We start from the raw sequence: 12216 nt of genomic DNA on the forward strand, positions 1-12216 counted from the left end.
AGTTGAAACGACCGGCGATACGCATGCGGTGCGATCGGTGATACACCATGCTGGTGTGACCGGCAGCACACATGCGATGCGACCGGCTGCGTTTATGCCCGGCTAAGCTGATCCGCCAAAGCCGCCGCTTCCTCCAGCTTCTCCGGCAGCGAATTGCCGATCAGCTCCAGGCTGATGATCGTGTTCAGCGACCACTGCGAGGCTTCGTTCGTATTCATCCAGTCAATTTCCCGCAGCTCCCGTACATGGGTTACCAGCTGCTCCTTCTCTTTCAGATCGGTCTGGCCGAACGGATTGCCAAGCAGAATCGACCAGCAGCGCGCCGCCGTTGCGGCATGGTTGCGGTAATAGGCTCCGTAAGCGGCGATGGCCACGCTCAGCACCGGGTGCTCGAACCGCAGCGGCTCGCCGGTGATCACGCCATTGGTCAGGGCTGATTTCTCCTCGGATGGCAGGTTGTAGAATACGCCGAACTCAGCCAGCATATCCTCCCATTCCGGGTCCTCCAGCATTTCGGCCAGCTCGAACCACACCTGCGGTCCGCCCATGCAGATCGCCAGATGGCGGCCCCAGTTGTCATCGCCCATGCCCGTCAGCACTCCCGTCTTCGGATCGTAACCATACGTCGGGCCTGACAGCAGCCGGAAATTCGCCTGCTTAATGCTGTTGATGCCAGTTATGATTTTGTCCCTGTATGCCGTGTCGCCATGCCGCTCCCACCAGGTCATCCAGTTCGAGCTGAACGCTGCCCAATCCGGCCCCACCCGAATGTGCGTCGGGAATTCATCCTTGGGAAAATAAGCGCGCATCGGGTCCAGCGTGACCGTAGCGTAATCCGCGTCTCTGACTTCGTCCATGATATCGCCGATCCGCTCGTCGGCCGTCAGGTAGTAGTAATAACGGTGCAGGCCTGCCATAGCAATTCTCGCTTCCTTGCAGCCACAGCCCCAGTGCACCACATTATGCCTGGAGCCAAGCCCGGCGTATTCTCCAAAATGGTACACGTCCACCTCGCTCGTATGCCGCGTCATCGCCTCTGCCAGCCGGAACACGTCTTCCCTTCCGGAGCGGAGGAACATGTACCAGAGCCACATATTCGGCGCAAGCTCCGTGTTCTGCCAGGCACAGCCCCCTAAATCGTAATTCCACACATGCCGGACCGGGTCATAGCTGTGCATGAAATCGCCATAATCCCAGAAGCCGTACCATCTGCGCTGCTCCGCCTCACGCTGGTAGTACGCGATAATGCCATCCAGCCGGTCCTCCAGATAAGCCTTTACCGGCGTGCTGCGATCCGGCAGGCTCCACGGCCCAAAAGCCCGGGTATCGTGATAATGCTCCGGGGTGCATACCAGCTGCGGCGGACGCGCTGCCGCTTCGGCCAACCGCCGCAGCTCGTCCTCCCCGGGTGTATCGGCCGTGCACCACAGTATTAGCTCGTGGGTATTCGCAATCCCGTACGGCGTGGCACGCAGCTCCTCTGCCCCTTCATAGGCGGATTCCACATGCGTCTTCGTATCGTAATGTCGCAGATCCATGCGCGGCGCTTCCGGCGACCAGAACCAGGCGGTGAAGCGGGCGCTGCCACCCGCCGGAACCGTTGCTGCTTCCACTTCCAGCCCGGCCGGATGCTTCTGCCAGAAATCCTTCATCCCGACCGATAGCCCCCCGCCTTCGCCGCCCAGATACCCGATGCCGCATGCCCGCCTTCCTTCCGCTGCCTTCACCGCACTGCAGCCTGCTTGCGTCCGTTTCGAGATTCGGTAATGATCGGCGGAGGCTTGCACTAGGCTGAAGCTGTCCCACTGCGCCGAATCATCCAGCAGCCCGAGGAAGTAGGCATCGTCCTCCGGCGTGAAGCTCACGATGCGCCCTGCCGTCTGATCCCGATACAACGCCAGATAACGGCCTTTGGTACGGCGGGTATGGAGCGACTTCGGTGACTCGCTGAATATCCCCGTATCGCCGCCGAACCGGATATGCCGATTGTACAGTTCACCTCGCATCGGGACGCTAAACACCATCCCGAGCCCCCGAATATAATCCTCCGCCGGGTTGCCGTCATAGTGAAAGGTATGGACCATCCGGATCGAGTCCAGCCCAGCATAGAAATACAGCCGCAGCGAATACGGCAGCCAGGCGCGAGATCCGCTCCGGGAGCGATGCCTTCCCTCCAGCTTGATCACCGCCCGTACGGGCCCTGCCTGCTCCAGCTTCGCCCGCAGCGTCTCCCCTTCAAAGCGCTCCTGCTGCAGCGTCGTAAGCCCGGTGACGCCGCTCTCCTTCTCCCGGATCGCGACAAGCCGCCCGCCGCTGCAGATGTCGCGGCCTTCCCGGACGATCCGGTCGATGATCCCCGGCCCCTGCTTAGGCACGCGGCAGGTGATCACCCCGGTATCGACGATGTATGCCTCCGGCGTATCGCGCACCAGCACGCCCCGGCGGCCGGCCTCGGGCTTATCCAAGGCCCCTTCCGGCGCTGAAGCCAAGGCCAGCCTGTAGCCGGAGGGAGCCGGGCGCTGGCATACCGCTGCATGCGCCGACCATTTGATGCTGCCGTCAGGCCAGAAGGCAGCCGGCCAGCTCTGCACCTGATGCCGCTCGGGCTCGCCGGACGCCTCCTCCAGCTGCAGGAGTGCAAGCTGCTGCTTAGACAACTCCCCTTTTTTCCATGGAACTCCCCATGTTACACCGGTCGCCACCTCCGGCTGTGTCAGCCAACGCAGATCGATGGATACTGGCGAAACCATTCGTGCCTTCATCCCTATCATCTCCCGTCTCAGAGTCGTACCCCCAGTGTAGAAGGCCCCGGGCTTGCAGGCAATTGGACTTTCTTGCGCATACCGCCGTGCGCTGCGGCCCTTTGCTTGCACATTTTTATCCGCTTTGGACATTATTGTCCGGTGGATTTCGGGATCGTTCAGCCTGACTCCGGACAAAAAAATAACCGGCGCTATGTGCCGGCCATCGCTGCAATCTATGGAGAGGACATACCGTCATACTGGCTCAGCTCCCGGTATTGGGTCGGGGTGATGCCCTCTTGTTTTTTGAATATCCGGTTAAAATAGCTGTGCTGATACCCCACCTGCCCGGCCACGTCGCATATGCGCATCCCCGTGTCCCGAAGCAGCTCCTTCGCTTTGTCCATCCGCAGTCCGGTCAAATAATCGATGAAGTTCTTGCCGGTTACCTGCTTGAAGGCTTTGCTCAGGAAGAACGGGTTCGTCCCGATATGATCGGCACAGCTGTCCAGCGAAATATCCTGCATATAGTGCTGCTGCATGTAAATCATCGCCTGTTCGATGAGCATCTTGACGCCGCCGTCTGCCCGGTCGGCCAGCTCCTGCATATACGGAGACACCACCTTCTCCCGGAACCAGCTTCCGATCAGCTCGGGCTCCCGGATTTCCGACAGCGCCTCGTACATGTTGACGCCCTTGAACAGTCTGCCCGGCTGAATCCCGGACACCATCATCGCATGCTGAACGCTGCCCAGTAGATGCAGCATGCCCTGCTGCACCTCCATCGCTTTCGCACCGCCCGCTCCAAGAACGGCCAGAAATTCGTCCAGAATCCGGAAGGCCTCCTCCCGCTGCCCTGTCCGCAGCGCCTGGATCAGCTCCCGCTCCAGCGTGAAGGAATACCGCGGCTCGGTATCGTAAACCCCGTCCCGGTCCAGCTCGCTCATGTCGATCAGCTGATTGTCGCTCCCGAACAGCCGATGGCTTGCCGCCTGCTGCGCGGCCTCGAATACGAGCGGAATCTCGCTGACCCGGGTCACGGGCGGGCTAAAGGCGGCGGTAACTCTCAGCCTCAGTATGCGGTTGATCGTATCCGTCAGCTCCCCGCCGAAGCGAAGCACCTTCTCCCGGATGGGCGGGCCGCTCGGAAGAATGAGCAATAGACCGGCTGTAAGGTCATGAAAGTTGATCACGTCCGATTGGCCGAACTGCTGCTCTGCCAGCTCGCGGACGATATTCGCGGATGCGTAGGAGACGAGCCCCTCGTCTCCGGTCTGGAACTTGCCGTCCAGCCGGGTCATTCCGGACAGCTGTATATACATCACCACCAGACAGTGGTCATCCAGCGTCCATTTGAAATGCGCCATCCGGCTGCGCAGCTCCTGCTCCGAATAGGCGGACAGATATCCGAGCAGCAGCTGGTGCAAGAAGCTCTCCTTCACATGCGGCAGCTGTTCGGTCAGCTTCCGCTGCAGGTCATGGCTCTCCCAGTGCAGATGCTGCCACTGCCGCTCGATCAGCGTGAATTCGTCGTCCCGGCCGCCGGCGTTCATCTGCTCAGGCAGCAGCTGCTGCAGCAGTCTTCTTACCGGGGAGTACATTTTGCGGGAAGCCAGCCAGGACAGAATGCCGGCCACGATCAGGGCGCTGGCGCTGACGGCGAAGATCAGCTTCGATATGAACACAACCGGCATCGTAATGCTGCTGATCGGCGCGGCCGACACATAGTTCCAGTCCGCCGCAATCCGGGAGAACGAGCCGTAGGTTACCGTATACGTCGCGCCGTCCCAGTTCATGAAGAAGGATGTCCTGCTCCCCGCCTCCCGCGCCGCGATGCTGCTTCGCAGCGCCGTCACCAGCGCCCCATCGCTGCCGCTGCCGCTGGCCGAGGCGAACAGCTCGCCCCCGGTCTCCACCAGGAACGTCTCGCCGTCATTGTACGGCGTCATCGTCCGCAGCATGGCTGCAACCTTCTGCGGGTCCATGCGTATCAGCAGCGCGCCGAACGGCTGCTGGCTTCCGCCGGGGATATGATGGACCAGCGTCAGCTCCTTCACCGCCGGACGCTTCGGGTCAAATACCCACTCGGTCCAGTACATGCTCTGCTCACTCTCCAGCAGCCTGCCGTATTGGCGACTAAGCTCGCCCAAGGCGATCTCCCCGTACTCGGGATTGAACAGAATCGGCTGCTCCTCGGCCAGATACAGCTCCACCTGCTTCACCATCGTATTGGAGCCCTGCATGACCAGCAGCGTCTTCGTAATGTCCCGCGACCGTTCGAAGGCCAGCTTGAAATCAAGACCGCTGAGGCTGTAATCAAACTTGGGATCAAACGCCCAGTGCGCCAGCATCAGCTCCAGATTCGAGAGCTGTTCGTTAATGTTGGCCGCCCGCTGTTCAATCTGGTCATGATGCATCTTGAGCAGCTCCGCTTCGAGGCGCCCTCCCGCCATCCAATACAGCAGCCCGGCCGTAATCAGCCCCGGGATGGCAGAGACCACGAGCATCATGATCAGGCTGCTGCGATAATATTTTCCCCCGCGATGGAACAGCCGACGGGGCTTCAACTGCTGCAGGCTCAGGATTCGCATGATCTCACCAACCGAAATGATTTTTTGAGGACTTCTATCATCCTAACCAATAATCACCGACTTTTCCTTCTATTGCATAATTAGAATGTAAACGCATTCAATTTGAAATACAAGGTTTTTTCCGCTTCTTTTTTTGTTTGATCGGAGATTTGTCCGGAGATTTAATCAGGGATTTGTTCAGGGAACCGAGAAATGACGGTACAGAAAGAAGGCTCTTCCGTACCGTCATGATTCAGCGATATCGATGGCTCAGGCTGCAACAGGGAAAGGCCCCTGCGCCTGGCTGGCTGCGAGGCAGACCAGCTGCCTGATGCAGCTATGAATGGGTGGACATTTACGAATGTTGGTTAAGGCGCGGCCTGACTGTACAGCTCGTTCATCTCCTCAATCAGCTCGCTTCCGCCGGTGTTGCGCCATACTTGGAATGCCGATTGCAGCCCGGCCTCATCGATCTGTCCGACGATATACTTGATCCGGGCATCATTGATGATGTTATCAAGCTGCGCGCCCTTCTGCGTGTATACGGTGGAGATGAACGGCTCGGCCGGATTACTGACAATGAACTCCTCGTTAGCCTTCTGCACTTCCTCCTGCTTGATCCGAAGCGGTGTCTGCTTCACCTTCCTCCCCTGGTCCATCGGTATAAAGGTCAGCATCTGGTTCAGCCCCTCCACCTCCGATTCCAGCAGCACCGTATCCTTAACCGGCACAACATGCTCGCCCTCCAGCGTGTAGTGCGTCCCTTCCAGGCCGAAGCCGAGCAAGGTCTGCAGCTCCGGCTCATTCAGCTGGTCCAGGAAGGCCAGCACCCGCTTGAACTCCTCCTCGCTCTTGACCGTCGATTTCGGGATGGCCAGCATGCCGGCGAACCCGGAGGTTGGCAGTGTGCGCAGCTGTCCGTCGCTTCCGGCAACAGCGCCCACTACATCCATGTAGTGCTCGCCTTCGGGAAGCTCCTTTCCTTCTTGGGCAGCCGCGGCCTTGATTCGGTCATCAATCCGGGCCGCAGTATCCACGACGTCGACAATGACCCCGGCCGTGCCGTTTACAATCGGGTCATTCCACTTAGCGCTGTCCATCACGGCAAAATCCGCATTTATCAGCTTCTCGTCATACAGTTTCTTCATGAATTGAAGCGCTTCCACATACTCTGGGAATTCATGCTCTGGCATAAGTTTGCCGTCCTGAAGGCCCCATTTGTTCGGGACACCGAACCACAGCTTCATAATATCGAAGCCGCTGGCCCATTGACCGGTCCATTTGACCAGCACCATGCCGTACGTGTCGTCCTTGCCATTTCCGTCAGGGTCTTGTTCCTTAAAAGCCTTCAGCACATTATAGAAGTCATCGATCGTCTGCGGCGGCTCAAGTCCGACATTCTCCAGCCAGTCCTTGCGGAACACCACCCCGTTACGGCCCAGCACGCGGCCGCGGTAGATGCCGTAATTCTTCCCTTCAATCGAGGAATTTCGGAGAATGACTTCATTGGCCTGGCTCAGGTTCGGGTAATCCTTCAGATAAGGCCCCACTTCCCAGAAGGCTCCGGATTTGGCCGCGCTGACAAAGCTGGATGCCTTAGCATCCGGAACGTACATAATGGTCGGCAGCTTGCCTGAGGCCAGCGTAATATTAAACTTGTCAGTATAGGATGCATTCGGCACCCATTCCAGATGAATGCGGGTGTTGGTCCGCTGTTCAAGCTCTGCTACGACCGGGCTTCCGTCCTTGGGATAATTCGTCTTGAAGATCGGAAGCATGATCGTCAGGTTCAGCGGTTCCTCCGTCTGCTCACCTTCATTCGGCGTAGGCTCGTTCCCGGAGCCCGGGGTTTCGGTCGCCGCAGGCGCTGATCCGCCGCATCCGGCCACCAGCAGCAGGACCATGGCCAGCAGCATGGCCAGCCAGCTTCTTCTGTTCCATCGTTGCTTCACTTGTCCTTGATACCTCCTTCTTATTTCGGAAAAAGTTGGATATAGTTACACCGACAGCTGTTCCAGCACTCGCAGCCATAAGGCCAGGGCAGGGCACGGACAGGACCGGTGCAGTTCCCTCAAGCTGAATTGATGAAGACGCTGAGCTGCAATACGCTAGCCCTTGATCGACCCGAGCAGCACCCCTTTGGCAAAATGCTTCTGCAAGAACGGATACACGCACAGGATCGGCAGCGTACCAACCACGATGACCGCCATCTTGACCGACTGCTCCGGCGGCGGCACAAAGCTCGGGTCCATCGACGTGATGTCCCCGGCCGACTGGGACAGCATGACAATCTGGCGAAGCATGACCTGCAGCGGCCATTTCTCCGGATCATTGATATAGAGCAGCGCCGAGAAGAAGTTGTTCCAGTGGCCCACCGCGTAAAACAGCGTAAAGGTCGCAAGCACGGGCTTCGAGAGCGGAAGCACGATTCTCCACAGCAGCCCCAGCTCGTTGCAGCCGTCAATGCGGGCGGCCTCCTCCAGCCCCGGCGGAAGCTCCTGGAAGAAATTTTTGACAATGATCAGGTTAAAGGCACTGATGGCGCCCGGAATAATCAAGGCGTTCAAGGAGTCGAGCAGATTCAAGTCCCGAATGACCAGATACGTCGGTATCATTCCGCCGCCAAACAGCATCGTGAAGATGACCAGGTTGAGAATGAGATTGCGGCCCATCAAACCTCGCCGGGCGAGCGGATAAGCCATCGTCACCGTAAAGATCAGGTTGACGATCGTGCCCACCACCGTGACATATACCGACACCCCGATGCTGCGCAGGATCGTGTCTGTGGAGAAGATGAATCGATACGCATCCATGGAGAAGGTGGAGGGAATCAGGAACACGGCTCTTTTGGTAATTTCGGCATCAGTGGCAAAGGAGCCGGACAGGACAAAAATAAACGGGAGTACCGCCAGCAGGCCGAACAAGCCGAGGAAGACGTAGTTAAGCAGATCGAAGACGGTGCCGCCCGCGGTTCTGTAATGCTTCGTCACCGCATTCCCTCCTTTCTAATAGAGTCCAGACTCGCCGAATTTTTTGGCCAGCCAGTTGGTGCCGACCACGAGAATGACGCCGATCACCGATTTAAACAGGCCGACCGCCGTACTGTAGCTGAACGCCCCCTGCGTGATGCCAAGCGTGTACACATAGGTGTCAAACACTTCAGCGACCTCACGGTTGAGCGCATTCATCATCAGGAAGATCTGTTCAAACCCGTTATCGAGAATGGAGCCCATCCGCAAAATGAGCAAAATGACAATCGTGCTTCGGATCGCCGGCAGCGTAATATGCCATATCTGCCTCCAGCGGTTCGCTCCATCCACAATCGCCGCTTCGTACTGCTCCATATCGACGCCCGCCAGCGCCGCCAGGAAGATGATCGTTCCCCATCCGCTCTCTTTCCAGATGGTCTGGATAATGATCAGCGGCCGGAACCAGTCCGGATCGGACAGAAATTCGATCTTTCGCCCTGTAAACGCATACAACAATTCGTTGATGACGCCGCCTTCGGTGGTCAGCAGCACATAGGTGAGGCTCGCGACGATAACCATCGAGATAAAATGCGGAACATACAGCATCGTCTGGATCGCTCTTTTGTAAAAGGAACGACGGATTTCGTTCAGAAGAATCGCCAGGATGATCGGGGCAGGAAAGAAAAACACAAGATTGTACAAGGACAGGATCAGCGTGTTGCGCAGCAGCATATAGAAGTCCGGATTTTGAAAGAACACCCGGAAATGCTCAAAGCCTACCCAAGGGCTGTTCCAGAACCCGACAAAGGGCTGATAATCCTTGAAGGCCAGCAGCACGCCCCACATCGGCACATATTTGAATATCAGGAAGTACAGCAGGCCGGGAATTAGCAAAATGTACAGCCATTTATCCCTTCTCAGCCGTCGTAGCTTCACCCCCCGGGGCGTGCCCGGCCCCTTGCTTGTCTTAAAGCGCTCCCCGTTCACAGCGGCCTTCGGCGCTGCGGCTTGATTCACCTCATTCACCTCCGTATTCTAAAAGCGCTGGTTGTTGTTCTGATGTAGATTTTATTATGGGTCAGCAGGCATTTTCCGGCAATTGGACTTTCTTGCTATTCGCAGAAAATGCCGCCGCGCAGGGTCCGCTCAAAAAAGTGCAAACCGGCCAAAACAATGCTAACGGCGAGCAACCTCCAGGGATTGACGTTGTCACTAGAGGCGGTTGTCAAAATGTATTGGAAGCGGATACAGTTAAAGGTACAATAGGAAGCAGGGATATGCCGATGATGGTGTAAACAGCCCTAGCGTTTACCTTTGGGAGGGGATATAGGATGAAGATCAAGCAAATTGCGCACCTGGCCTTTGATGTGGCCGATATGGAGCAGTCGCTGCATTTTTACTGTGATGTGCTGGGGTTCACCCGGGCCTTCGATATTCGGGATGATCAAGGCAATCCATGGATTGAGTATATTAAGGTGACGGAAGGACAGTTTGTGGAGCTGTTTTACGGCGGACGCGACAAACCAGCCGCCCCTCCTCGCCCGGTCGGTTTCTCGCACTTGTGCCTGGAGGTGGAGGATATCCATGAGACGGCAGAACACCTGCGGCGCCATGGCGTGAAGCTGGATGTGGAGCCGGTGAAGGGAAAGGATCACAATTGGCAATGCTGGGCCAAGGACCCGGACGGCAACCGGATCGAATTTATGCAGCTTGATCCCAGCTCACCGCAGATGAACTGCTGAGCAGTAGTTAAACGCCAACTGATCGCACATAGACTGCTGGGCAAGCATTCAAGATCAACGGTTGGCTGAAAGTGGTCAGCACCGGACGCCAGAGATGAACTGCTGAATAGCAGCTCTTACACCGGACGTAGATAAACTGACGAATAGCAGCTCTATCAACGGTCGCTGATGGGCTGCTGATTAGCAGCTCTAACATCGGTCGCTGATGGACTGCTGAATAGCAGCTCTAACATCGGTGCAGATGGACTGCCGAATGTTGGCGGGTTGACGACTGCCACCATGCGGGGTGCCCCCCGTGCCCGCTCCCGCGCCTTGAAGAGCGCGTTGAGGGGGCACATTGTCAACCGCCCGTACTAGGAAGTCAATGCAAGAATCCGCTCCTTCGGCTGCGGGTTCTTTTTTACTTCTACGACGGCCTCCCGCCTCCAGCTGCTTGCTGTGCTGCCCTTCGGAACCCACCTTGCCAACATCTGTTAATCGAACTACAATATAAACATCGTGACGTTATGTACGTTTTGAAATATACAACCCTGAGACATTAAAGGAGCATCCATTACATGAATGCACAGCAAAGCAATATTAAGCTTGTCGTTGCCGGGCTATTGCTTGGTATTTTTATGGCCGCCATCGACAATACCATCGTCGCGACGGCCATGCCCACCATCGTTCGGGATCTGCAAGGTTTTGAACAGTTCGTCTGGGTGACATCTGTGTATATGGTAGCCGTGATGGCAGGAACGCCGATCTTCGGCAAGCTATCCGACATGTACGGTCGGAAGCGATTCTTTATATTCGGGCTGATCGTGTTTCTGATCGGTTCGGCGCTGTGCGGAATGGCCGGGAGTATGACACAGCTCATTATATTCCGCGCCATCCAGGGCATCGGGGGCGGAGCGCTCATGCCGATTGCCTTCACGATTGTATTCGACCTGTTTCCGCCAGAGAAGCGCGGAAAGATGACCGGCCTGCTCGGCGCCGTCTTCGGCACCTCCAGCATTATGGGGCCGCTGCTCGGCGCGTTTATTACCGACAGCATTGGCTGGGAGTGGATTTTTTACGTCAATGTGCCGATCGGGATCATCTCTTTCATCCTGATTCTGACCGCATACAAGGAGACGGTCTCGACTCGGAAGCTGCGCATTGACTGGACTGGGGCTACCACGCTTGTCGGCGCTGTCGTCTGCCTGATGTTCGGGCTGGAGCTCGGCGGCCACACGTTTGCATGGGATTCTCCGCAAATTATAGGCCTGTTCGCCGGGTTCGTGCTCCTGTTCCTTGTGTTTCTGTTTGCCGAGACCCGCGCCAGCGAACCGATCATTTCCTTCGAGATGTTCCGCAAGCGGCTGTTCGCTTCCAGCAACCTGGTCGCCTTATGTTACGGTGCAGCCTTTATCGTGGCTACCATCTACATCCCGATCTTCGTCTCCGGCGTCTATGGCGGCTCAGCCACCAATGCCGGACTCATCCTGATGCCGATGATGCTGGGCAGCGTGGCCGGAAGCCAGGGAGGCGGCCTGCTGGCCACCCGAATCCCGTTCCGGAGCATTATGCTCCTGTCGGTGGCCTGCTTTATTGCCGGCATATTCTGCCTCAGCACCATCGGACCGGAAACGCCGAGACTGCTGCTCACCGCCTATATGGTGCTGACCGGCTTCGGCGTCGGCTTCTCGTTCTCTGTCCTGAGCATGGCCGCCATCCATAACTTCGATGCCCGGCAGCGCGGTGCAGCCACATCGGCGAACTCGTTCCTGCGCTCGCTTGGGATGACGGTTGGCATCACCGTCTTCGGCATCATTCAGCGCAACATTCTGAGCGGGACAATGGCCGATGCAGCCGCCGCTGGCAGCTGGCCGGAAGGGCTTAACGTCAGCGCCGATGACGTGCTTACGCCGGAAGTGATGGCGACGATTCCGCCGGACATCCGCCAGCAAATTGTCACCTCGCTCGCCGGCTCGATTGCGGATACGTTTATGTGGGCCCTAGTACCGGCAGTTCTGGCGCTCGTCTTCATTCTGATGATGGGCGGCGAGCGGGTCACGGTGCAGCGTAAAGCCAAGCAGGCCCCGAATTAAACCGAGGGGCTGGCAAAGCCGCATCCCCTGATCAATGTAGAACGGTGCACGTCCCTTATAATAGAAAAGCGAGCGTGACCTGACATCAGGTTGCGCTCGCTTTTTTCTATACATCGATGGTC

The 12216-nt window shown here is 57.5% G+C and carries 7 protein-coding genes; 2 read left to right on the forward strand and 5 right to left on the reverse strand.

All coding sequences use genetic code 11. The features are described from left to right. Positions 1 to 92: 92 nt before the first annotated feature. The 5 genes from MKX64_RS07585 to MKX64_RS07605 all read right to left on the reverse strand — a co-directional run bounded on the left by MKX64_RS07585 (position 93) and on the right by MKX64_RS07605 (position 9297). Positions 93 to 2750, reverse strand: coding sequence for an exo-rhamnogalacturonan lyase family protein (locus tag MKX64_RS07585; RefSeq protein ID WP_341036271.1), 2658 nt, complete (start codon positions 2748 to 2750; stop codon positions 93 to 95). A 227-nt stretch (positions 2751 to 2977) separates the two neighbouring features. After that, positions 2978 to 5332 (reverse strand): cache domain-containing protein, encoded by a 2355-nt coding sequence (locus MKX64_RS07590; protein WP_095399049.1) that lies wholly within the window; start codon positions 5330 to 5332, stop codon positions 2978 to 2980. Between the two features lie 347 nt (positions 5333 to 5679). Beyond that, positions 5680 to 7227 carry an extracellular solute-binding protein gene (locus MKX64_RS07595; RefSeq protein WP_155617649.1) on the reverse strand — a complete coding sequence of 516 codons (1548 nt, stop codon included), beginning with the start codon at positions 7225 to 7227 and terminating at the stop codon, positions 5680 to 5682. Positions 7228 to 7419: 192 nt separating this feature from the next. Next, the gene (locus MKX64_RS07600; protein ID WP_095399048.1) at positions 7420 to 8301 is read right to left on the reverse strand and encodes a carbohydrate ABC transporter permease; all 882 of its coding nucleotides are present in this window, start codon (positions 8299 to 8301) and stop codon (positions 7420 to 7422) included. Positions 8302 to 8316: 15 nt separating this feature from the next. Then, positions 8317 to 9297 (reverse strand): ABC transporter permease, encoded by a 981-nt coding sequence (locus tag MKX64_RS07605; RefSeq protein ID WP_413773590.1) that lies wholly within the window; start codon positions 9295 to 9297, stop codon positions 8317 to 8319. Positions 9298 to 9611: 314 nt separating this feature from the next. Here MKX64_RS07605 and MKX64_RS07610 point away from each other — a divergent pair, with 314 nt between their 5' ends. After that, positions 9612 to 10022: a VOC family protein gene (locus tag MKX64_RS07610; protein ID WP_095264559.1), complete on the forward strand. Its 411-nt coding sequence runs from the start codon at positions 9612 to 9614 to the stop codon at positions 10020 to 10022. 557 nt (positions 10023 to 10579) lie between these two features. Then, on the forward strand, positions 10580 to 12094 hold the full coding sequence (locus MKX64_RS07615; RefSeq protein ID WP_341035614.1) for an MDR family MFS transporter: 1515 nt from the start codon (positions 10580 to 10582) through the stop codon (positions 12092 to 12094). The last annotated feature ends 122 nt before the right edge of the window (positions 12095 to 12216 follow it).

The organism is Paenibacillus sp. FSL M8-0334 (assembly GCF_038000405.1).
GTDB lineage: Bacteria > Bacillota > Bacilli > Paenibacillales > Paenibacillaceae > Paenibacillus_AQ > Paenibacillus_AQ campinasensis.